The 23,520-nt window shown below is 30.1% G+C and carries 16 protein-coding genes and 4 pseudogenes; 13 read left to right on the top strand and 7 right to left on the bottom strand.

Annotation, left to right across the window (positions count from 1 at the left end):
- Positions 1-2: 2 nt before the first annotated feature.
- The 5 genes and pseudogenes from HV819_RS08520 to HV819_RS08505 all read left to right on the top strand — a co-directional run bounded on the left by HV819_RS08520 (position 3) and on the right by HV819_RS08505 (position 5,520).
- Entirely contained in the window at positions 3-1,721 is a 1,719-nt protein-coding gene (locus HV819_RS08520; protein WP_154542071.1) for an ABC transporter ATP-binding protein, read from the top strand.
- Positions 1,714-3,450: an ABC transporter ATP-binding protein gene (locus tag HV819_RS08515; RefSeq protein ID WP_176270003.1), complete on the top strand. Its 1,737-nt coding sequence runs from the start codon at positions 1,714-1,716 to the stop codon at positions 3,448-3,450. Before HV819_RS08520 ends, HV819_RS08515 begins: the two co-directional genes overlap by 8 nt.
- Positions 3,451-3,848: 398 nt before the next feature.
- A complete protein-coding gene (locus HV819_RS08510) occupies positions 3,849-4,460 on the top strand; it encodes a class I SAM-dependent methyltransferase (RefSeq protein ID WP_154541764.1) in 612 nt (203 codons plus the stop codon).
- 82 nt (positions 4,461-4,542) lie between these two features.
- A pseudogene (locus HV819_RS11970) lies at positions 4,543-4,653 on the top strand (phage replisome organizer N-terminal domain-containing protein); the annotation flags it as partial.
- Between the two features lie 45 nt (positions 4,654-4,698).
- A complete protein-coding gene (locus tag HV819_RS08505) occupies positions 4,699-5,520 on the top strand; it encodes a cation:dicarboxylate symporter family transporter (protein WP_326831254.1) in 822 nt (273 codons plus the stop codon).
- Positions 5,521-5,563: 43 nt separating this feature from the next.
- Here the strand turns inward: HV819_RS08505 and HV819_RS11635 are convergent.
- Both HV819_RS11635 and HV819_RS08495 read right to left on the bottom strand, forming a co-directional pair.
- A pseudogene (locus tag HV819_RS11635) lies at positions 5,564-6,181 on the bottom strand (sensor histidine kinase); the annotation flags it as partial.
- A gap of 436 nt (positions 6,182-6,617) precedes the next feature.
- Positions 6,618-7,292 (bottom strand): annotated as a pseudogene (locus HV819_RS08495) (response regulator transcription factor).
- A gap of 116 nt (positions 7,293-7,408) precedes the next feature.
- Here HV819_RS08495 and HV819_RS08490 point away from each other — a divergent pair.
- The 4 genes and pseudogenes from HV819_RS08490 (at position 7,409) to HV819_RS08475 (ending at position 10,754) form a co-directional block, all read left to right on the top strand.
- A complete protein-coding gene (locus tag HV819_RS08490) occupies positions 7,409-7,555 on the top strand; it encodes a CD1871A family CXXC motif-containing protein (RefSeq protein ID WP_320595417.1) in 147 nt (48 codons plus the stop codon).
- The gene (locus HV819_RS08485) at positions 7,542-8,429 is read left to right on the top strand and encodes a 4Fe-4S binding protein (protein ID WP_216629239.1); all 888 of its coding nucleotides are present in this window, start codon (positions 7,542-7,544) and stop codon (positions 8,427-8,429) included. The genes HV819_RS08490 and HV819_RS08485 overlap by 14 nt, the downstream gene beginning before the upstream one ends.
- On the top strand, positions 8,413-9,327 hold the full coding sequence (locus HV819_RS08480; protein WP_154541758.1) for a TlpA family protein disulfide reductase: 915 nt from the start codon (positions 8,413-8,415) through the stop codon (positions 9,325-9,327). Before HV819_RS08485 ends, HV819_RS08480 begins: the two co-directional genes overlap by 17 nt.
- Before the next feature lie 413 nt (positions 9,328-9,740).
- Positions 9,741-10,754, top strand: a pseudogene (locus HV819_RS08475) (IS256 family transposase).
- A 198-nt stretch (positions 10,755-10,952) separates the two neighbouring features.
- Here HV819_RS08475 and HV819_RS08470 read toward each other — a convergent pair.
- From HV819_RS08470 to HV819_RS08450, 5 genes are all read right to left on the bottom strand, one after another.
- Positions 10,953-11,630, bottom strand: coding sequence for a Crp/Fnr family transcriptional regulator (locus HV819_RS08470; RefSeq protein WP_154541186.1), 678 nt, complete (start codon positions 11,628-11,630; stop codon positions 10,953-10,955).
- 4 nt (positions 11,631-11,634) lie between these two features.
- A complete protein-coding gene (pflA, locus tag HV819_RS08465) occupies positions 11,635-12,387 on the bottom strand; it encodes a pyruvate formate-lyase-activating protein (RefSeq protein WP_176270001.1) in 753 nt (250 codons plus the stop codon).
- Positions 12,388-12,420: 33 nt separating this feature from the next.
- Complete coding sequence (pflB, locus tag HV819_RS08460; RefSeq protein WP_176270000.1) at positions 12,421-14,670, bottom strand: formate C-acetyltransferase; 2,250 nt, start codon at positions 14,668-14,670, stop codon at positions 12,421-12,423.
- Positions 14,671-14,851: 181 nt separating this feature from the next.
- Positions 14,852-17,482, bottom strand: a complete 2,631-nt coding sequence (gene ppdK / locus HV819_RS08455) for a pyruvate, phosphate dikinase (protein ID WP_176269999.1) — start codon at positions 17,480-17,482, stop codon at positions 14,852-14,854.
- Complete coding sequence (locus HV819_RS08450; protein ID WP_176269998.1) at positions 17,479-18,297, bottom strand: pyruvate, water dikinase regulatory protein; 819 nt, start codon at positions 18,295-18,297, stop codon at positions 17,479-17,481. The genes ppdK and HV819_RS08450 overlap by 4 nt, the downstream gene beginning before the upstream one ends.
- 476 nt (positions 18,298-18,773) lie before the next feature.
- Here HV819_RS08450 and HV819_RS08445 point away from each other — a divergent pair, with 476 nt between their 5' ends.
- The 4 genes from HV819_RS08445 to HV819_RS08430 are packed head-to-tail and all read left to right on the top strand — an operon-like array spanning position 18,774 to position 23,344.
- Positions 18,774-21,401: a valine--tRNA ligase gene (locus tag HV819_RS08445; protein ID WP_154541176.1), complete on the top strand. Its 2,628-nt coding sequence runs from the start codon at positions 18,774-18,776 to the stop codon at positions 21,399-21,401.
- Positions 21,401-22,144 carry a class I SAM-dependent DNA methyltransferase gene (locus HV819_RS08440; RefSeq protein ID WP_154541174.1) on the top strand — a complete coding sequence of 248 codons (744 nt, stop codon included), beginning with the start codon at positions 21,401-21,403 and terminating at the stop codon, positions 22,142-22,144. The genes HV819_RS08445 and HV819_RS08440 overlap by 1 nt, the downstream gene beginning before the upstream one ends.
- Positions 22,131-22,340, top strand: a complete 210-nt coding sequence (locus HV819_RS08435) for a cold-shock protein (protein ID WP_176269997.1) — start codon at positions 22,131-22,133, stop codon at positions 22,338-22,340. Before HV819_RS08440 ends, HV819_RS08435 begins: the two co-directional genes overlap by 14 nt.
- Positions 22,337-23,344: an alpha/beta fold hydrolase gene (locus HV819_RS08430; RefSeq protein ID WP_154541170.1), complete on the top strand. Its 1,008-nt coding sequence runs from the start codon at positions 22,337-22,339 to the stop codon at positions 23,342-23,344. Before HV819_RS08435 ends, HV819_RS08430 begins: the two co-directional genes overlap by 4 nt.
- Positions 23,345-23,520 lie beyond the last annotated feature (176 nt).

Raw genomic sequence — 23,520 nt, 5'->3', positions numbered from 1 at the left:
TTATGGATCTATTAAAAAAATATATTAAGAGAAATAAAACACCATATTTTATTTCTGTGTTATTTGCAATACTTGGAGTAATTTCAAATCTTTTTGTATATATTATTCTAAGTAAAATGATTATATCATTGATTGATGGTAGCCAAGATTTTCATTACTATATAAATAAAATTTTCTTGATACTTTCATGTCTTATAATCAAAGAAGTGTTCGTATTTTTGTCAACTATGATTTCTCATAAAACAGCCTATCAAATAATACGAGATATAAGAAAAAGTCTTATGGAAAAATTATTTAATATGCCATTAGGAGATATATTGAATGAGTCTACTGGTAAGTTAAAAGACATAATTGTAAATCAAGTTGATAATACTGAAACAACATTGGCACATATGATACCTGAGATGACAGCTAATTTAGTCGGACCTATAATATTATTTGTTTACATGTTAATTTTAGATTATAGACTTAGTTTAATATCTTTAATTCCATTAGTTATTGGTGGATTTTTTATGGCAGGGCCGATGAAAAGAATGAAGGTAAAGTTTCCACAAGCAGTTAAAATTGGTCAAGATATGAATAATTCCGTGGTTGAGTATATCAATGGGATTGAGGTTATTAAAACATTTAATCAAGGCGAAAAATCTTATAGAAAATACAAGGACAATGTGTATAAAAAGGCGAATTATTATTACGATTGGATGGGAGAAAATACAAGAGACTATGCGATAAGTATGTCTATTGCTCCAGTTGGTATTTTGACAATTATACCATTTGGTTTATATTTCTGCATGGATGGTTCACTAGATGGTGGTGTATTTTTAACATTGATAATCCTTTCTTTTGGGACTATTCAAAATATTATGAGAGTAATGACTTTTGAAGATGATATTGGAAGAATGTCAACTATTTTCAAAGAGATTAAAAATATACTTTCTGCGAGAGAATTATCTCATAAAAATGAAAATGTGGATATGAAAAATTATAATATAGAGATGAAAAACGTAGATTTTTCTTATGAAGAAGATAAACAAGTCCTAAAAAATATAAATATAAATGTAGAAGAAGGAAGTGTGAATGCTTTAGTAGGCGAATCTGGTTCGGGAAAGTCGACTATTGCAAAACTAATTTCAGGATTTTGGGACGTAGATAGTGGTTCTATAAGTATAGGAAATGTAAATATTAAAGATATATCTCTTGAAAAGCTATCTACTATTATTTCCTATGTATCACAAGATAATTTTCTTTTTGATATGTCAATTAAAGATAACATCAGGATAGGAAATAAAAATGCTAGTGATGAGGAAGTAATTGAAGTATGTAAGAAATCAGCCTGCCATGATTTTATAATGAACTTGTCAGATGGATATGATACAAGAGTAGGAGAAGCTGGTAAACATTTATCTGGAGGAGAAAGGCAAAGAATATCAATTGCAAGAGCTATGATAAAGAATGCTCCGATAGTTATTTTAGATGAGGCTACCTCTTATATCGATCCTGAAAATGAGGCTTTGATTCAAGATGCAATATCAGAACTTGTCAAAGGAAAAACTCTAATTATAATTGCCCATCGTTTAAAGACAATAACAGATGTAGATAATATATTTTTAATTAAAAATGGAGAACTTGCATGTAAAGGAAGTCATGAAGAGCTTTTGAAGGAATCAAAAGATTATCATGATCTATGGGTAACTGCATTGAAAGGAGAAAAAGATGCTTAGTGTTTTTAAAAAAATATGGAATTTTTCTAATGAAGAACAAGTGTTCATAAAAAAATCAATCTTTGCTAATTTTTTCGGTTCTATTTTTAATGCTTTACAATTTGCAGCAATTTATTATGCGATTTTCGGGATAGTAAATAAGGATATAAGTTACAAAACAATTGGAATATCAAGTTTACTTTTATTAATTAGTATAGCTGGAGTAATTATTTCAAAAAATTTATCTATGCTCAAACAAACACATGCTGGATATTTTATGGCTGGACACAAGAGAGTTGAATTAGGTGAAAAAATAAAAAAAGTTCCCATGGGATTCTTCTCAAGTCTAAGTTTAGGAAATTTAACAACTATTGCGACTACTAACTTAGATAATGTAGAAACTTGGGTTCCAACTTTGTATATTATGGTTTTCGGTGGTATGCTTAATGCTATTGTTTTTATCTTATCCTTATTTTTATTTTCTTATAAGGTAGGTCTTGTAGCAATAGTTGGCTCTATTGTATTTTTGTTGATTGTTGCTCGTATGAAAAAAAGGTCTAGTAAAAATGCAGACAAGATTCATGAGATTCAAGTATCACTTACCAAAGAAGTCTTATCAACATTGCAAGGAATGCAAATTATAAAATCATACAATCTAAGAGGAAGTAACAATAAAAAACTTGATAAAAGCTTTGATGGTGCAAGTAAATATTCTTTTGATTTAGAAAAAACTATAATGCCATATAGTTTATTAGCTAAAATAATAATAGCTATAACAATTTGTTTGATGTTATTTATATCAATAAAATTATATTTTGTTGAAAACAGTCAAATAGTCAATACTATTATGATACTTATAGCAAGTTTTGTAATATTTGATGGGCTTATAACATCTGGTTCTGCTATGGCAATGCTAAGAATGGTTGAGAATGCAATAGATTCTTATTCCTATGTAAATGATATGGAAGATATGGAAGAAGGAGAAGTTTCAGAGCCTATAAAAAATCACAATATAGTCTTTAAAAATGTCAGCTTTTCTTATGATGACAGACCAATTTTAAAAAATGTATCAGCAGAGATAAAAGAAAACACCATGACTGCCATAGTTGGTCCATCGGGATCTGGTAAGACTACATTTTGTAATCTAATAGCGAGATTTTGGGATATAAATTCTGGTGAAATTTTAATAGGTGGAAAAAATATAAAAGACTATAAGATAGAAAACCTTATGAATTCAATTTCCATGGTATTTCAAGACGTCTATCTCTTTGAAGATACAATTGAAAATAATATAAAATTTGGAAGACAAAATGCAAGCCATGAAGAAGTAGTTCAAGCTGCAAAAAAAGCAAGATGTCATGAATTTATAGAAAATCTCCCAGATGGATATAATACTATTATCGGAGAAGGTGGAGCAAGTCTATCTGGCGGAGAAAAACAAAGAATTTCCATTGCAAGAGCAATGCTAAAAGACGCAGATATAATTATCTTTGATGAAGCAACTGCAAATATAGACCCAGAAAATGAAGATAAGCTTAAAGAAGCAATAGAATCATTAACAAAAAATAAGACAGTAATAATGATTGCTCATAGGTTAAAGACAATTAGAAATGCTGACCAGATTTTAGTCTTAAAAGATGGAGAAATAGTAGAACGTGGAAATCACGAAGAACTGATTAAAAATAATGGACTTTATTCTGACCTTATAAATGCAAAAGCTAAGGCAGAATCATGGAAATTAAATAATTGATAGGAAGAAAGATTTAAAGTCTTTGAATAGGAAAATTTAGATTAGAGGATTTATGCCTAGTAGCATAAGTCCTCTTTCTATTTAAAAAGAAATCTAAACAATATTTGAACTTTAACAATCGAATATATCAAGACAAGGCGTTATCAGTATTTAGATTGATACACAAAATTATTTACACTTCTAGAGAAATCTAAGGGAGTAACGAAAAGTTACACCCTTAAATAACCACAATAACAAGACTTCCTAAAAGCAGAAGTCCAGACTTCCGAAAATCAGGAAATCAAGAATTTCGATTTTCGAAAATATGGAAAAATACAAGGTAGATAGGATATAAAATTGAATAAATGTAAAATTTATGGTAAAATGATATTAATAATAGTTATCAACTGGAGATAAAAATGTTAAAAAAATTTTTTGAAAATGTAAAAAATCCTAAAAATAATTTTGGCGGTCGTTTCATGGTGAAAGGAATGAACGTTGGTCACGAAAAATTGGCGAAATGGGGCAGATCCTTTCTGCATATTAAAAGCTCGGATGTGGTTTTAGATCTAGGGTGCGGTGGTGGACGTAATGTTCAATACTTCTTAACAAAGGCTAAAAAAGTATATGGAATGGACTATTCTAAAACAAGTGTAGATATCGCAAGTTCAGTAAATAGCGAATCTATAAGAGATGGCAGGTGCAAAATTATTGAAGCAGATGTGGCTAAGTTACCTTTTGAAGATGAATCCATAAATATAGTAACTGCCTTTGAAACTATTTATTTTTGGAATAATATAGAAGTACCCTTTAAGGAAATCCATCGTGTTCTAATTAAGGACGGTCAGTTTCTAATATGTAACGAAGGAGCATATAGAGATCATAAAAATATAAAGAAATGGGCGGATATGCTAGATTTTGAAGTTTATTCTCCCGAATATCTCACAGAAACATTGAATAAGATAGGATTTAAATGCGAATACCATCTGGACGAGAAAAAGCATCTAGCTTTTTTAGCTAGGAAATTATAAAAAATTTGTGAATAATGAAAAATAAATTATAAAGAGAAGTAGAGAAAAAGTCTACTTCTTTTTTATTGCAAGGATGATTAGAATTGCAATAAATAAAAGATATTATTGGATAGAATTAAAAGAAGAATTTTTCACAGACAAAAGGATAAAAAGATTAAGGAGAATATCGAGAGGAGGAACTGATATAATAATATAAATAAAAAATACGTAAACATGAATTTTTCAAACAAAATAAGGAATGGTAAATATGAAGATTAATTATAACGGACTTTGGAAAGTACTTATTGATCAAAATATGAATAAAAAGGAATTGATGGATAAGGTAGGGCTATCACCAGCAACTGTTGCAAAAATGTCAAAAGTAGGAGAATTTAATGATATTATAACAAAAGTATTATCGACAGCTATAGTACCATTTTTACCATTTTTTATATTTGATAACTTTTCAAAGATGGCTTTTACAGGATCAGGATTTGCAGTACTTTCCATATTTTGGAAAATATTCTTATGTGTAATAGCACTTCATTTAGTATATATTTCAATACTCTTTATAATAAATGGTGTATACACAAAGAAAAACCCTATTACACTTATGAAAAACCAAGTGAAAGGATATTTAACAGCAGTTGGAACTCAATCATCAGTTGCAACAATTCCTGTAAACTTAGAATGTGTTAAGCAAAATAGTGTAACTAAAGGAATAAGAGACTTTGTAATACCCTTAGGAGCAACAGTACATATGCCAGGCTCCATGATTACAATTACAGCTTGTACATTTACAATTCTTGTAATGTATGGAATGGATCATTCTTACCTACTAATGCTAAAATATATGGCGATTTTGGGAATTGCAATGGTTGCAGCACCAGATGCACCAGGTGGAGCGGTAATGAGTGCCCTACCATTTTTACCTGTAGTAGGTATTCCATCTGAAGGAGAACTTGCATCACTTTTAATAACACTTTACTTGACACAAGACTCATTTGGAACAGCAGCAAATATATCAGGAGATACAGCAATCTCAGTTGGTATAGATAAGATATTAAAGGAAATTTTATAGAAAATTTAGCACCAATTTTTAAATCAAGAATTTTTATTTCTCCTCCGTGTATTTTAATAGTTTTATAAATAAGGGAAAGACCAAGACCTGATCCCTTTTCTTTTTGATTTTCCTTATTTATCCTATAAAAGGGAATGAAGACTTTATCTCTTTCATTATTTTCTATACCTATACCTGAGTCTTCTATAAAAATTTTAATACTTTCTTTTTTTATCTTAGAATAAATTTTAATATAGCCATCTTTTTTATTATATTTCATGGCATTTTCTATAATATTATAAAATACCCTATATATTAGGATGTCATTTCCTAGAATATAAGACTCATCACATTTATTTTCTATGCTTATATTTTTCTTATCTGAAAGGTATGCTAAGTCCTGGTTTACCTCTTCTATAAGTGATGATATTTCTATTTTTTCATCTCTTTTTATTGAATTAAGTTCGCTTATATCTAGAAGATTTGTTACAAGTTTTTTTAGTCTATCACTTTCATTTTTAATCATGTGAATTAAATCTTTAACCTCATCATCATTCATATACATCTCATCATATAAGTCTATTTGAGAATTTATTATTGCAAGTGGAGTTTTAAGCTCGTGAGCTGCTACTCTTGTAAATTCTTTTTCGGCCTTATAAGATTCATCAAGTCTTTTAAGCATTCTATTAAATGAATTTTTAATCTTTTCAAATTCTTTTATTTCTTCATCTCTTATTTGGTATTCTTTAATATTTTTCAACTCAATCTTTTCAATTTTTTGAGAAAAATCATCCAAGGGCTTAAGTGATTTTCCACTTATAATATAGGATAAGATTCCACCACTTAAGCTTATTATAAGAGTTATAAATGCAGATTTTTTTGAAAAATTTATCTTTATATTAACTACTTGGTTTGAAAATGTACTGAAAAAATCATCAATCTTATCCTCATCTATCTTTATATAAATTTTCTCATCACTTTCTACATCAGCAATATATCCATTTAAGGAGTCCATGTAGTAATAGGCTGTTTTATTAAGAAAAAAGTTCATAGCTATGCAGCTTATACCAACAAGGAGGGCTGTCATTATGGCAATTCTTAATCTTAAGGAAATTTTTTCATTTTCTTTTCCTTAAAAGATATCCTACGCCTATCCTATTTTCTATAGGATCATAGGATAGTTATTTTTTTAGTTTTCTTCTAAGGGCTGATATGTGAACTCTTATAGAATTTGATAGCATATCTATACTGGAATCCCACACATGTTCAATTAACTCTTCCTGACTTATAGGTCGACCTTCATTTATAAGTAAGTATTCTAAGATTCCTGTCTCTTTTCTGGTTAAGATAATAGATGAATTATTAATTTTTGTAAGTCTTGTTTTTGTATCCAAAGTTATTCCGTCAAAAGAAAGTAGGCTATTATTTTGAATAAATCTTCTTCTTGTTAATGACCTTATTCTTGCCTTAAGCTCATCTAGGTGAAATGGCTTTTCTAAAAAGTCATTGGCTCAATAATCAAGACCTTCAACCTTATCTTCGATTTGGCTACGAGTGGATAAAATGATTATTTTTATTTCATCATCATTTTTTCTTATAGTCTTTAATACATCCATTCCATCTATAAATGGTAGATTTAGGTCGAGTACAATTAAATCATAATTTTCAACTAAGAACAAATCTAAGGCCTTTTTTCCGTCATAGGCTGATTCAACCACATAACCTGATTCTTTTAGGCTTGTATTTATAGTCTTATTTAAAATCACTTCATCTTCAACTATCAAAATTTTCATAAGATTCACCTTTATAATAATTATAACAAAAGTCAGTAAATTTTTGCTTAATATTATTTCTTAACATAAATTTTATATGGATTTTTGTAAGATAAATCTATAAGAAAAAAGGAGTGATTATTATAAAAAAGAAAAAATATGTACAAGTTTTTAGTCTTGTTCTCGCTTTAGTATTTATAATTTATGGTGCATATCGTGGTGAAGTTGATACTGTATTTTCTAAAGCTATAAACTTGTGTTTGGAGTGTGTTGGAATTGGATAAGTTAAAATCAAAAATAATATCAAAGTATAGGTTTCTTATACAAATTTTGGCAAGTCTACTTACTAATTTTCATCTTACAAACTTCATAAAAGGAAAAATTTATAGGGGGGATTTTAAAAGAATTTGTGTACCAGGACTTAATTGTTATTCTTGCCCTGCTGCTAGTGGGGCTTGTCCTATAGGTGCTTATCAGGCAGTGGTTGGATCAAGTAAATTTAAATTTTCATATTATATAAGTGGATTTTTGATACTAATTGGAGTTTTATTTGGAAGACTAATTTGTGGATTTTTGTGTCCGTTTGGGCTTTTTCAAGAATTACTACATAAAATCCCTACTAAGAAAATTTCTACTAAAAAACTAAAACTACTTAAGTATTTAAAGTATATAATTCTTGCTGTTTTTGTAGTGATTTTACCTATTACTATAAATAATGACCTAGGGATGGGTAATCCATATTTTTGTAAATATATTTGTCCTCAAGGTGTTCTTGAAGGTGCTATTCCTTTATCTATTGTTGATACATCTATAAGGGCAGCACTTGGACCTTTATTTAATATGAAGCTTACTATCCTTATAATTTTTATAATACTAAGTATATTATTTTTTAGACCATTTTGTAAGTGGATATGTCCTTTAGGAGCCTTTTATGCTTTATTTAACAAAATTTCTCTATTTAAGATAATTTTAGATAAAAAAAAGTGTATATCTTGTAACAAGTGTGTTAAGTCATGTAAAATGGATGTAAACGTAAGGAAAAGTCAAAATCATTCTGAATGTATAAGATGTGGTATGTGTATTAGTTCTTGTCCAACTGATGCAATTAAATTTAATTTTGGACTAGAAAGAGGAAATAAAAATGATAATAAAAAATGAGAAGAAAATTAAAAAAATAGTTAAAGCATTAGCAATTACTTTAAGTCTATCTTTGGTATTAGGAGCATGTGGACATAAAAATAATGATACAGATAATAAAAATGTAGTTAAAACAGAAGAAAAAGACTCATCATCAAATACAGACGATAAAATTATAGAACTTACTAGTAAGGAAAATGACATTATTGCAAATAACAAGAATCTTTGGAATAAGGTTTTTGAAAAAGCTGATAAGAATGATACGGAAAAAAGTAAGGAGATGCCTTATGATGAATATCTAAAGAGTCTTGTTGAAAAATCAAAAGATAAGCTTAGTGAAGAAGATATGAAAAAAATAGATAATGATCTGGCACAAATAAAAGATATTGAAAGCAAACTTTCAAAATTAAAAAAAGATACTGAGAAGTCTCAAAGTTCAAATGAAGAAAGCGATGATTTACAAAAATTTCCAGCTTTTAATGCAAAAACTTTAAATGGGGAAGATATATCTAATGATATTTTTAAAGATAAGAAAGTAACTTTAGTAAATTTCTGGTTTAATGGTTGTTCACCTTGTGTAAGAGAGCTTCCAGAACTTCAAAAGCTAAATGACGAGATTGATAAAAAAGGAGGTCAAGTTATAGGTATAAATACAGAAGCAATTGATGGGAATAATACGGCTATTAAAGAAGCTAAGGATATATTAGATAAACAAGGAATAAAGTATAAAAATATATCACTTGATCCATCTAGTGATCTTGGAGAATATGCAGGAAAAATTATGTCTTATCCTACATCTATTCTTGTAGATAAGGATGGAAACATAGTTGGAGAGCCTATAGTAGGTGGAATTGATAATGAAAAAATTATGGAAAGTGTAAAAGATGGAATTGACAAAATACTTAGTAAATCTAAGTAAATAAAAAATATCGTATTTATAAAATTTTTTCATTGCTTACTTAAGTAAGTTTGTGAAAAAATGTGATTAACTTAATATTCTACCTCATATATAGGTGGAGTATTGAGCTTAACTTCAAGTGACTAAAAATCAAAATATAAAAATGAAATATAAATTTTAGTAATAGAGGTATTATATTATGTTTATATTGTAGATAAAAAGAAAATAAAAAACCACTCTTAAGAAATAGTTGGTAAATACTGTGGTTGATATAATATTTTACAGTTTAATTCTGTAAGTATATGAATTATGTATTATAGAGGCTTGTGCAAACTACCAGATAAGCTGGGAATATCTTATTTGAGACTGTGTAAAGTTTTGTGTATAGAAACCTCCTGATTAGGGTAAAGAAAAACTAACCAGGAGGAATTTTTATGCCAAGAAAAAGACCAGAAACAAAGTTAAACAAAATATCTAAGATGTTAATTAAAAAATATCAGCCTCAAAGTACACAAGATATTCAAGAAGCACTAAAGGCGATACAATGCAAGAGCTTTTAAAAGCAGAATTAGATAAGCATTTAGACTATGAGTATGGTGAAAAACCACTTTCCCTAAATACAAGAAATGGAACAAGTAAAAAAACAGTTAGATCATCGGTAAGTAAAATAACAAATAAAATACTACCAACCATAGAAGAGTGGCAAAATAGACCACTAGAAAAAATCTATCCTATGGTCTTCTTAGACGCCATACACTATCACGTAAGAGAAAACAACATAGTAGTCAAAAAAGCAGTATATATAGCCCTAGGCTACAATCTAGAAGGCTTTAAAGAAATACTAGGAATGTGGGTAGGAGAAAACGAATCAAGCAAATATTGGCTCTTAGTATTAAATCAGCTAAAAGAAAGAGGGATAGAAGATGTATTAATATTCTCAACAGACAACCTTCCAGGATTTATCCAAGCCATAGAAGCAGTATACCCAAAAGCAGAAATCCAAAAATGCATAATCCACCAAATAAGAAACTCAACTAAATATGTATCCTACAAAGATATAAAAGAATTAATGAAAGACTTAAAAGCAGTATACAAGGCACCAACAGAAGAACTAGCTTTAACAAACCTAGAAATATTTGAAGAAAAATGGGATAAAAAATACCCAATGTGTGTAAGCTCTTGGAAAAATAACTGGACTTAAACTTCTCACATATTTCAAATACCCAGAAGGAATAAGAAAACTAATATATACAACAAACGTGATGGAAAACTTCAATAGACAACTAAGAAAAGTAACCAAAAATAAAACAATATTTCCAAATGACTACGCACTACAAAAAAGCTTGTACCTTGCAATGGTATATGCCTCAAGCAAATGGACAAGTAGAATTCGTGGCTGGGATCAAATCTTATCCCAATTATCAATATTTTTTGAAGGGAGGTTTTAAAAACAGGTAAAAAAACTATAAAATCAGCTGGAAATTTTCATGAAAATTTGACAGTTTATTCAGTTCGTATAAAATTAAAATAAGCTCCATTCCTATAGGAATGGACAGATATTGATACATAAAAAATTGTATCAACCCTTACCCTTTTATCAGGAGTCAGGTTGATACACAAAACTATTTACAGACCCGACCCTCTTATTAAAGAGTAAACTTTCTTAATTCTTTCATATTTTTTATAAGGATTTTTCCCTTATCTTCTAAATCTATGATTCCCATATCCTCAAGGTAAGATAATTTTCTAGACATGGTTTCTCTTGATATACCTGCGTATGAAGCAAGCTCTTGGCGCGTTATATTTGTATCAAGTAGAATAGTTCCATTAGCTTTAATCTTTCCATAGATTCCAATTAAATCAATTAATAGCTTTGCAACTTTCATATCAGCATTTATTACAATAAGTCTATCTATGAGTTTTTCACTTTTTCTTATTCTCTTATAAGATTGGTCTATAAGTCTTCTAAGAAAAATCTTGTTGTTTATAAGTACACTAAAGTCATATTTATCAAGCTCAATTATCTTGACATCACTTGTAGCAAGACCATGATATATATAATCTTCGTTTTTCAACATGTTGTGTCCTCCAACAAATTCACCTTTGCCATAAATATATAGAATTTGTTCGCGTCCATCTGATATTAGCATAAATATTTTTATAAAACCTTCATATATTACAAACATTTTTTCTGGCTTATCTCCAGGAGAGAAAACAGTTTCTCCTTTTTTATATTCTTTTATTTTAACATCTTTAGAAAGTCTATCAAGTTCTTTTTTTGTCAAAAAATTAAATAAGTCAATTTTTCCATAATCAAGGCTCATTTTATCACTTTTGCGTTTTTTCTTTTACGCTTTCCTTTCTATACAATTCTAGCAAAGAGTTAGCGTAAGATTCAAGTGACTTAGCTTTTTTCTTATCCATTGCTTCAACACCTTTTAGTTTATAGTCTTTTCCGATTTCCTCATATTTTTTTATTCCTAGGGTGTGGTAGGGTAGAATTTCAATTTTCTCTATATTTTTACTTATTGGATGAATGAATTTAACAAGGTTTTCCATATCTTCTTTGCTATCAGTAAAGCCTGGGACCATGACATGTCTTATCCAAATAGGGGTAAAGGAGTTTTTTATATAGTCTATAAATTTTAAAAGCTTATCATTTGAAAATCCAACCATTTCCTTGAAACCTAGGATGTTATAGTGTTTTATATCTAAAAGTATAAGATCGACTTTATCTATTATTTCTTCGTAGTAATTACTATTTCCAATTCCTGATGTATCAAGACATACATGGATATTTTCTTTATGTAGACTATCTATCAATTTGATTAAGTCTTTTCCGTGAATAAGAGGTTCTCCACCTGAAATAGTTACACCGCCACCATTTTTGAAATAAGGCTTCATTCTTTTTGCTTTTTCTACAAGATAGTCTACACTTACTTCTTTACCCTTTAGTGTATTTTGGGTGTCAGGATTATGACAGTAAATACAGTGAAGAGGACAACCTTGTAAGAAAAATATAGTTCTAATTCCTGGTCCATCAACAAGTCCCATAGTCTCTATAGAATGTAATCTTAGCATATTGTCCTCTCCTTATCTTTTATTTTAATATATTTAAGCTATATCGTGGAATGTCCTTTGAAGAACTTCTCTTTTTTGCTCATTTGTTAACCTATTAAATCTTACAGCATATCCTGAAACCCTAATAGTCAAGTTTGGATATTTTTCCGGATTATTGTAAGCATCCATCAATTTTTCTCTTTGAAGGACATTTACATTTAAATGAAAGGCATCTTGTCCAAAGTAGCCATCCATTATATTTACAAGATTTTCTACTCTTTGTTTATTTTCTTTACCTAAGGCATCTGGAACTATAGTAAAAGTATTTGAAATGCCATCTTCACAAACACACTCATATGGAAGTTTAGCTACAGAATTAAGAGATGCAAGTGCACCATTTTCATCACGTCCGTGCATTGGGTTTGCACCTGGGGCAAATGGTTCACCAACTTTTCTTCCATCTGGTGTGGAACCAGTTTTTTTACCATACATTACATTTGAAGTGATTGTAAGGGCAGATAGGGTATGGTGGGCGTTTTTATATGTTGGGTGTTTTTTAAGTTCATCTGAGAAATAGGATAAAATTTCTACAGCAATATCATCAACTCTTGAATCATCATTTCCATACTTAGGGAAGTCCCCAAAAGTCTCAAAGTCAACCGCTATACCATCTTTATCTCTTATTGGCTTAACTTTAGCATATTTTATGGCTGAAAGTGAGTCAGCAGCAATTGAAAGACCCGCAACTCCACACGCCATATTTATCTTGACTTTTGTATCTAAAAGACCCATTTGTCCAGCTTCATATGCGTACTTATCATGCATGAAGTGAATAGTATTTAAAGCTTTTATATACATTTTAGCAACTTCCGCTAAAACTTTCTTGTAGTTTTTCATTACCTTATCATAGTCAAGGTAATCATCTTCAATTTTTTCTATATCATCAAATACTTTTATAAATGATCCATCCTTATTTCTCTTCTTTTCATCAATTGAACCATTTATAGAGTAGAGGAGTGATTTAGCTAGATTTGCACGTGCTCCGAAAAATTGCATTTCTTTTCCAACTTCCATAGCAGATACACAGCATGCTATAGCATAGTCATCACCATACATATTTCTCATCAAATCATCATTTTCATATTGGATTGAATCTGTATTAATTGACATTTTTGAACAGTAATTTTTCCAAGCTTTTGGTAAATCTTTTGCCCAAAGTACAGTCATATTTGGTTCAGGAGATGGACCAAGATTTGTAAGGGTGTGAAGGAAGCGGAAGGCTGTTTTTGTAACAAGACTTCTCCCATCTAGTCCCATACCACCGATTGATTCTGTAACCCAAGTTGGGTCTCCACCAAACACTTCATCATATTCAGGTGTTCTTAAGTGTCTTACAAGTCTTAGTTTAATAACAAGTTGATCTATTAATTCTTGAGCTATCTTTTCATCAATTAGTCCTTTTTTCATATCTCTTTGGATATAACAGTCTATGAATGTAGTATTTCTGCCAAGGCTCATTGCAGCACCATTATTTTCTTTAACTGCAGCAAGATATCCAAAATATAGCCATTGAACAGCCTCTTTTGCATTCTCAGCTGGTCTTCTTATATCAAAACCATACTTATCTGCCATATTGATAATTTTACCTAAAGCCCTAATTTGTTCAGAAACTTCTTCCCTAAGTCTAATGGAAGCTTCTATATCTTCTTCACTTATAGGAAGTCTATCTAAGTCTTTTATCTTTTCTTCAATTAGTCTATCCATACCATATAGAGCTACTCTTCTATAATCACCGATTATTCTACCACGTCCATAGGCATCTGGAAGACCTGTTAAAAGTCCTACTGAACGAGCCTTTCTAATTTGCTTCGTATAAGCATCAAACACACCTTGGTTGTGAGTTTTTCTGAATTCTTTAAAAGTTTTTTCTAAAGTTTTATCCATACTTTGACCATAAGCATCTAGTGCTTGTTCAACCATCCTATATCCACCATATGGATTTACAATTCTTTTAAGAGCTTCATCTGTCTGAAGACCAAATATAACTTCATTTTCTTTATCAATGTAGCCTTCGTCATATCCATCTATTGTTGCAAATCTTGTAGTATCAGCATTTCTATAATTTTCAGTGACTTCTTTTTTAATCATTTCATCAACTATATGGTGAAGTTTTTTAGTTTTTTCACTCATACCTACTAAAAAAGATTCATCACCTTCGTAGGGGGTGTAATTTTCTTGGATAAAATTACGAACATTTATTTCGTCTTTCCAAATCTGACCCTTAAAATTTTCATATGCCTTCATTGTAGCCTCCTATAATTTATGTTAATTTAAATAGTTTCTTTATTTATATGTCAATTATATAAGGAAGGGGAGAGTTAAGTCAGTGATTTAAATCACATAATAAAAATTTTTATGAATTTATAATGAATTTTAGAGAGTAATAAAAAGTAGATGAAAATTGATTTTCATCTACTTTTTTATATTATTTTTTCCTAGGATTTTCTATAGCTGCTTGTGCTGCTGCAAGTTTTGCTATAGGAACTCTAAATGGTGAACAAGATACATAGTCAAGTCCTACTCCATATAGGTATTTAACTGTAGTTGGCTCTCCACCATGTTCTCCACATATACCTAAGTGAAGGTTAGGATTTGCTTTTTTTCCCTTTTCTACTGCAGTTTCTACTAAGAAACCAACACCCTTTTGATCTAGTACTTGGAATGGGTCTTTTGCAAAGATGTCCTTATCAAGGTATAAGTCTAAGAATTTACCAGCATCATCTCTTGAAAGTCCAAATGTCATTTGTGTAAGGTCATTTGTACCAAATGAGAAGAAGTCAGTTATTTCTCCAATTTCATCAGCTGTTATGGCAGCTCTTGGGATTTCAATCATTGTACCTAGTAGATAGTCGATTTTTTTACCTTTTTCTTCAAATACTTTTTCAATTTCATCTTTTACTTCTTCTTTTACATAAGAAAGTTCTTTTGCATCAGATGAAAGTGGAATCATTATTTCTGGAATAACTTTAATTCCATCTTCATGACAATGTAAAGCAGCTTGAATTATAGCTCTTGCTTGCATTCTTGAGATTTCTGGGTATCTTACCCCAAGTCTAAGTCCTCTAAATCCAAGCATTGGGTTTACTTCTTCAAGGTCTAATATCCTTTTCTTAACTTGAGCTATTTCCATATTTAAGTCTTCAGCTAGAGTTCTTATCTCTTCTTGTCCACGTGGTAAGAATTCGTGAAGAGGTGGATCTAATAGTCTTACTGTAACTGGTCTTTCACCCATGAGTGAGTAGATTTTATAGAAGTCATCTTCTTGCATTGGAAGAATTTTATCTAGGGCTTCTTTTCTAGTTTCTTTATTGTGAGCTAGAATCATCTTTCTTACTTGGAAGATTCTATCAGCTTTAAAGAACATATGTTCTGTCCTACATAAACCAATTCCCTCTGCTCCAAATTCGAGGGCTTGTTTAGCATCATTTGGTGTATCGGCATTTGTTCTAACTTTCATATCACGATACTTATCAACCCAACCCATAAATTCACCGAAGTCACCTTCAAGTTTTGGATTTTGTGTTTCAAGCTCTCCTAGATAGATATTTCCTGTAGAACCATCTATAGAGATTATGTTTTCATCTGTCAACTCTTTACCGTCAACTAATACAACTCTTTCATCTTCTATAACTTCTATATCATGGGCACCAGATACACAACATTTTCCCATACCTCTTGCAACTACGGCAGCATGGCTTGTCATACCACCCCTTGCAGTTAGTATTCCTGTAGCTGATACCATGCCTTCTAAGTCTTCAGGGCTTGTTTCTTCACGTACAAGAATTACATCAACACCCTTAGCAGCTCTTTCCTTAGCTTCTTTTGCTGTAAAGGCAATATAACCTACAGCAGCTCCTGGACTTGCTGCAAGACCTTTTGCAATTGGGGTATTTTCATCTATTGCTTTTTGAGATAGGGTAGGGTGAAGGATTCCATCTAAGTCCTTAGGATTTACCCTAAGAATTGCTTCTTTTTCATCGAGTAGACCTTCATGAACCATATCTACAGCAACTTTTACTGCAGCTTGAGCAGTTCTTTTACCATTTCTTGTTTGGAGTAGATATAATTTACCATCTTGTATAGTAAATTCCATATCTTGCATATCTTTGTAATGTTGTTCAAGTTTTTCGCTTGTGTCATAGAATTCTTGGTAGACATCAGGCATAGCTTCCTTTAAGGTGGCAATTTCTTTAGGTGTTCTAACTCCTGCTACTACGTCTTCACCTTGAGCATTTATTAAGTATTCACCAAATAGTTTGTTTTCACCTGTAGCTGGATTTCTTGAGAAAGCTACTCCTGTACCAGAATTATCACCCATATTACCAAATACCATTGATTGAACATTTACTGCGGTTCCCATAGAATCATCAATATCATTAAGTTTTCTATAAAGGATTGCTCTTTCGTTATTCCATGATGCAAATACTGCAGTTATTGACGCATCAAGCTGTTCTCTAGGATCTTGTGGGAAGTCTTCGCCTTTTAGAGTTTTATAAACTAACTTGTATTCTTCTACAACCTCTTTTAAATCTTCTGCTGTAAGGTCAGTATCTTCTTTTACACCATTTGCTCTTTTCTTGGCTGTAAGTACTTTTTCAAAATTATTTTTATCAATTCCCATAGCAACGTCTGCAAACATTTGTATAAATCTTCTATAAGAATCATAAGCAAATCTTTCGTTATTTGTTTTTTTGCTAAGGCCTATAACTGCATCATCATTTAAACCAAGGTTTAAGATTGTATCCATCATACCTGGCATTGAAACAGGAGCACCACTTCTTACTGATACTAATAATGGGTCTTCGGTAGAACCAAAGGTTTTCTTATTGTGTTCTTCAAGGTCTTTGATATGCCTTGTGATTTCATCTTTTAGACTGTCCCAAATCTTTTTATCTTCCTTATAAAATCTTGCACAAGCTTCTGTTGAAACTGTGAAACCATATGGTACATTGATGCCCATATTTGTCATTTCTGCTAGATTTGCGCCCTTACCACCAAGTAATGAGCGCATTGATTTGTCGCCCTCGTTAAAATTGTATACGTATTTTTCTGTCATTTTTTTCCCCTTTCGTATTCATTTAACGTATTAACTATGATATCAGAAGTTTCTTCTATTGACTTATTTGTAACATCTATAATTTTACAAGATAAGTCATCCATAATATCTTTAGCATATTTAAGTTCTTTTCTTATTTCATTAATATCTGAATACTTACTTTCACTGAAGATATTTAAACTTTTCAGTCTTTCTTCCCTAAGACTTTTTAACCTATTCTCATCTATAGTGAGACCAAAAATCTTATTTGAATCTATTTCAAATAATTCTCTAGGTAGGCTTGCCTTTAATAGTATAGGTATATTACATACCTTAAGACCCTTACTAGCAAGATAGATAGATAGGGGGGTCTTAGATGACCTAGAAACTCCAATAATAGCTATATCACAAGCTTTTAGTGATCTAAAATCCTTACCATCATCATATTTTATGGCAAAGTCAAAAGCATTCATAGTCTTAAAGTGAATGCTCTCATAAAGACTTTGGCTAGAGTACCTATTTTTAGGTTTTAGTTTGAGTTTTTTTGATAAATTCCTTATAGAATATCCAGTAATGTCTACATATGATATATTATTTAGCTCACAAAAGTTATTGATATACACATTCATCTGTGAATCTTGAAATGAGTGGTAGATGAAAAAGTTTTCATTAGTCTTTCTTATAAATTCTAAGTTATTTTTCAAAGAATCAATATCTCTTATATCAGGATATATATTTATAATAGTATCAACATCAAATTGACTAAGAGAAACTTTTACAATTTGCTCAGTTGCATATCCGCTAGTATCTGAAAGAATATTTATACTTAGCTTCATTAAGCTACCACCTCCTTACATTAGATTCTAATATAATTATAGCATTTTTTTATAAAAATCCAAGCATAATAATCGTTTTCTATTTTTATATATTTATACAAGCTTATATTTAAAGGCTTTTATTTTATCTTTTCCTTTTATTCGATATTTATGGTATTTTTTCTATTTATTCATAGAAAAGTATAAAAAAAGGAATAATATAAGAATATTGACATTTTTTTAAAGTAAAATATAATGATTAAAGAATTAAATACTAAACTTTGACAAAAAGGAGTAGTAGGTGGATCTTTATAGAGAGAAGACGGTTGGTGGAAGTCTTTAAGAAAAACCTATGAAGGTTAGTTTGAAATAGTTTAATTGTAGCATGCATATATGCAAATAAGAGCCTTTTATAAAAGGAATATAGGTGGTAACGCGATAATCTCGTCCTAGAGAATGTGTTACCATTTTTTAATTTATTTTAGTTAGGAGATTTTATGCAAACAAAGTACGAACCTAAAGATTTTGAGAAAGATATTTATAAAAAATGGGAAGAGGGTGGCTATTTTAAGTCAAAAGTTAATAAGGATAAAAAACCATTTACTATAGTTATGCCACCACCAAATATAACTGGAAAACTTCATCTAGGTCATGCCTTAAATAATACTATTCAAGACATTATAATCAGATATAAGAGAATGCAAGGTTTTGAAGCTTGTTGGATACCGGGAACAGATCATGCCTCAATTTCAACTGAGGCTAAGGTTGTTGAAAAAATAAGAAATGAAGGAAAGAGCAAGGATGAGCTTGGTCGTGATGAGTTTTTAAAAGAATGTTGGGATTGGACCGAAGAATATGGTGGAACCATAAAAAAACAATTAAGAACGATAGGAGTTTCTTGCGATTGGGATAGGGATTCCTTTACTATGGATAAAAATCTTACAAAAGCTGTAAGACGTGTCTTTAAAAAGATGTATGATGAAGGTCTAATCTATAGGGGAAATAGGATTGTAAACTGGGACCCTGAAGCAAAAACTGCTTTATCAGATGCAGAAGTATATCATAAGGATCAAGAGGGACACTTATGGTATATAAAATATTTCTTTGAAAATAGTGATGATTATATAACCATAGCTACAACAAGGCCTGAAACCATGTTTGGAGATTTGGCAGTAGCAGTTAATCCAGAAGATGAGAGATTTAAGGATAAAATTGGGAAAAACTTAATACTTCCTCTTGTAGGAAGAAAGATTCCCTTAATTGAAGATTCCTATGTAGATATGGAATTTGGTACAGGTTGTGTAAAAATCACTCCATCCCATGATCCTAACGACTTTGAAGTTGGAAAAAGACATAAGTTGGGACAATGTGTAGTTATAGATGAGGCTGCCCACATTAAAGAAGGCTATGGTAAATATTCAGGTCTTGATAGGTATAAGGCAAGAGAGCTAATAATAGAAGATTTAGAAAAAGAAAATCTTTTAATTAAGACTGAAACTATAGAGCATGCTGTAGGTTATAGTGAAAGGACAAAGGTTGTTATAGAACCATTGATTTCTAAACAATGGTTTGTTAAGATGGAAGATCTTGCCAAAAAAGCAATAGAAGTCTATAAAAATGGTGAATTAAATTTAATTCCAGAATCTATAGGAAAGACCTATATGAATTGGCTTTTAAATATCAGAGATTGGTGTATATCTAGACAATTATGGTGGGGTCATAGACTCCCAGTTTTCTATACTGAAGATGGAGAGATTATTGTGTCTGAAGATGATCCAGATGAAAATGGAATGCTAGAAGGTAAGAAGGTTACCCAAGAAGAAGATACCCTCGATACTTGGTTTTCATCAGCTCTTTGGCCTTTTGCAACCTTAGGTTGGCCTGATGAAACAGAAGATTATAAATACTACTTCCCAACAGATATTCTTGTTACTGGCTATGATATAATCTTTTTCTGGGTTATAAGAATGGTATTTTCTTCTCTTTATAATACAGATAAGATTCCGTTTGACCATGTTTTATTCACAGGTCTTATAAGAGATCCTCAAGGTAGAAAGATGTCAAAATCCCTTGGAAATGGAGTTGATCCAATTGATGTAGTAAATAACTATGGCGCAGATGCCCTAAGGTTTACAATAATAACTGGGAATTCTCCAGGAAATGATATGCGTTATGATGAAAAAAGAATTATTGCAAGTAGAAACTTTGCAAATAAACTTTGGAATGCAACAAGATTTGTTTTAATGAATATAGATGAGTCTGACGATGTAGAATTTAAAGATTTTGACCTAAGTCTTGAGGATAAGTGGATACTTAAAAGATTAAATAATGTTATAGAAGAGGTATCTAAAAACCTAGATAAATATGAAATTGGTCTTGCTGCAAGTAGGATTGAAGACTTTATATGGGAAGAGTTTTGTGATTGGTATATAGAATTTGCCAAGGAAAGACTAAACTCAGAAGATGATAAGGCTAAGTCCACAGTTAAAAAAGTTTTAGTATATGTTCTAAAAGATATGATAGCCCTTCTTCATCCTTTTATGCCATTTATAACAGAAGAAATCTACAAGCAATTGCCAAATAAAAAGGATATGCTTATAGTTGAAGATTGGCCAAAGGCTAGTGATGACTTTAACTTTGATAATGAAGCAAGAATTGTAGATGGAGCAATTGAAGCTATAAAATCAATAAGAAATCAAAGACAAACTTTAAATCTTGGTTCAAAAACTAGACAAGATCTTGTAATATATTCATCTGATGAGAAAACAAGAAGTTTCTTAGATGATTTAAAGGGTCAATTTATTAATCTTTCTAAGTCTGGTGAAATATCTATAATAGCTGAAGATAAGGAAGTAGAAGATGCAGTAAATCTTATCTTTAATGACTTTAAAATATATATTCCTTTAGAAAATCTTATAGACTATGATAAGGAAAGAAAAAGACTAAGAGATGAGATTAAAAACATTGAATCTGAAATAAAAAGAGCAGAAGGAAAATTAAACAACCAAGGTTTTGTATCAAAAGCACCAGAAAAAGTAGTAAATGAAGAACGCGAAAAGCTTGAAAAATATCAAGACCTTTTAGAAAAAACAAAAGAGTCTTATAAGGTAATTGAATATAAGTAATGTATAAAGATTTTGCCTATATATATGATAAACTATCTTTTGATTTGGAATATGAAAAGTATAGCCAAAATATAAAAAGACTATGTGATGAATATAAGATAAAAAAAGTTAAGATGTTGGAGTTAGCATGCGGCACTGGTATGCTAACCCAATACTTTTTTGATGATTTTGACCATATAGATGCCCTTGACTTATCTCAGTCTATGCTTGAGGTTTTTTCTAAAAAACATCAAGAAGATAATGTAAGCTTATATAATTACAATATGGTAGATTTTTTAAATGAAAATTCGTATGATTTAATAGTAATCCTTCTTGATTCTATAAACTATGTTACTGATGAAGATGAGTTGAGAAAATTATTTAAAAATTCTTATAAGAATTTAAAAGAAGGTGGACTTTTAGTCTTTGATATAAATTCAGCCTATAAAATGGATCAAGTTTTCGGGTCGAACTCATTTGTATATGAATATGAAGATATATTCTACACTCGGGATAATATAAAAGAAGGCGACATAATTGATATGGAACTTAATTTTTTTATAAAAAATAATGATGGTTCATACAAAAGAATTGTAGAAAATCAAATAGAAAGATACTATTCAATAGATTTTATGAAAGCCTTACTTAAAAACAATAACTTCACTGATATAAAAATATTAGATGAGGACACATTTGCCCAAGTCAAGGATTATAGCTTAAGGATTTTATTTTCTGCTAGAAAGGATAAAAATGAAAGAAGGTAGGGTTAAATTTTTTGACAATAAAAGAGGATATGGTTTTATTGAAACAGATGGTGGAGAAGATTATTTCTTTCATTATTCTGAAATTATATCTGATGAGTCTTACAGGACTTTAAAAAAAGATACTAAGGTTGAGTTTGAGACAAAAGATTTTGGTAGGGGAAATACTGCCTTTAATGTAAGGGAGATTGGAAGATGAAATATATAATTGTTTTATTATTTTTTATCCTTCTACCTCAAATCTTTTATGCCTTTAAGTATAAAAATTATAAAGATTTAAAAAATGGATCTAGGTTTTTTATAAAAGAGGAAAAAAACCTTAAGGATAGGAAAAAAATAATTTTAACTAATAGCGATGGATTCGATTTATATGTAAATTTATTTGATTTAGAAAAGCCCAAAGCTGTAGTTCAGATAATCCATGGAATGCTAGAACATTCTTTAAATTATTTAGAATTTGCAAAATACCTAAATGATAAGGGATATGCTGTAGTTATAGCTGATAACAGGGGACATGGGAAAAGTATTTCAGAAAATCATCCTTCAGGCTTTATAAGAGACTATCATGAGCTTATAGATGACCAGGTAATTGTAAATAAGTATATAAGGATGCTTCATAAGGATAAAAAAATTTATATGCTTGGTCATTCCATGGGTTCCTTAATTGCAAGAAATTATTTGAAAGAGAATGATCAAACTATAGATAAATTAGTTCTTACAGGAACTGTTTCTTATATTCCAATAGCTAGTATAGGTGTATTTTTGGGAAATATAATCTCTTTTTATCTAGGAGAGAAAAGAAGGTCAAAGCTTTTAGATAAACTATCAGGAATCACTTCAAAAGATTCATCTTGGATATCTTATAATAAAGAAAATATAAGGATAAAGGAAAATGATCCAATGAGGCTTAATGGATTTCTTGCAAAAAGTAATGTTTCTTTGTTTTCCCTTGTAAAAGGACTAAATGAAAAGAAAAAATATAAACTTAGAAATAAGAAACTCCAAATCCTTTCTTTAAATGGAATAGATGATGATGTGACAGGAGGAGAAGAAGGAATAAAAAGAAGCCTTGGTATTTTAAAATCATTAGGATATGAAAATATAGACTATAAAATATATGACAAAATGAAGCATGAAGTTTTAAATGAAGAAAATAACATAGATGTTTTTGATGATATAAATAAGTTTTTTAACATTGAATAAGTCTTAATTTTTATAATGATGAAATTATAAAGATAGAATATAGTCTTTAAAATCATTAGTTTATAAAAATAAAGTATGTGTTTGGATAAAATCAAATAAAACAGAAGAAAATTAAGCATATAAGCTTTTTAAAATATTATATTTAATATTAAAATCTTTGGGTAATTATATAATAA

This window comes from Anaerococcus faecalis, from assembly GCF_013371425.1.
GTDB classification, from domain to species: Bacteria; Bacillota; Clostridia; order Tissierellales; family Peptoniphilaceae; genus Anaerococcus; species Anaerococcus porci.
This window is presented reverse-complemented; position numbering and strand designations above follow the sequence as displayed.

Coding starts and splice junctions, on each gene's coding strand:
- HV819_RS08515 (WP_176270003.1), top strand. CDS start 1,714: ATGCTTAGTGTTTTTAAAAAAATATGGAATTTTTCTAATGAAGAACAA.
- HV819_RS08435 (WP_176269997.1), top strand. CDS start 22,131: ATGAAAGAAGGTAGGGTTAAATTTTTTGACAATAAAAGAGGATATGGT.
- HV819_RS08450 (WP_176269998.1), bottom strand. CDS start 18,297: ATGAAGCTAAGTATAAATATTCTTTCAGATACTAGCGGATATGCAACT.
- ppdK (WP_176269999.1), bottom strand. CDS start 17,482: ATGACAGAAAAATACGTATACAATTTTAACGAGGGCGACAAATCAATG.
- HV819_RS08505 (WP_326831254.1), top strand. CDS start 4,699: ATGGTAAATATGAAGATTAATTATAACGGACTTTGGAAAGTACTTATT.
- HV819_RS08430 (WP_154541170.1), top strand. CDS start 22,337: ATGAAATATATAATTGTTTTATTATTTTTTATCCTTCTACCTCAAATC.
- HV819_RS08470 (WP_154541186.1), bottom strand. CDS start 11,630: ATGAGCCTTGATTATGGAAAAATTGACTTATTTAATTTTTTGACAAAA.
- HV819_RS08480 (WP_154541758.1), top strand. CDS start 8,413: ATGATAATAAAAAATGAGAAGAAAATTAAAAAAATAGTTAAAGCATTA.
- HV819_RS08520 (WP_154542071.1), top strand. CDS start 3: ATGGATCTATTAAAAAAATATATTAAGAGAAATAAAACACCATATTTT.
- pflA (WP_176270001.1), bottom strand. CDS start 12,387: ATGCTAAGATTACATTCTATAGAGACTATGGGACTTGTTGATGGACCA.
- pflB (WP_176270000.1), bottom strand. CDS start 14,670: ATGAAGGCATATGAAAATTTTAAGGGTCAGATTTGGAAAGACGAAATA.
- HV819_RS08445 (WP_154541176.1), top strand. CDS start 18,774: ATGCAAACAAAGTACGAACCTAAAGATTTTGAGAAAGATATTTATAAA.
- HV819_RS08440 (WP_154541174.1), top strand. CDS start 21,401: ATGTATAAAGATTTTGCCTATATATATGATAAACTATCTTTTGATTTG.
- HV819_RS08510 (WP_154541764.1), top strand. CDS start 3,849: ATGTTAAAAAAATTTTTTGAAAATGTAAAAAATCCTAAAAATAATTTT.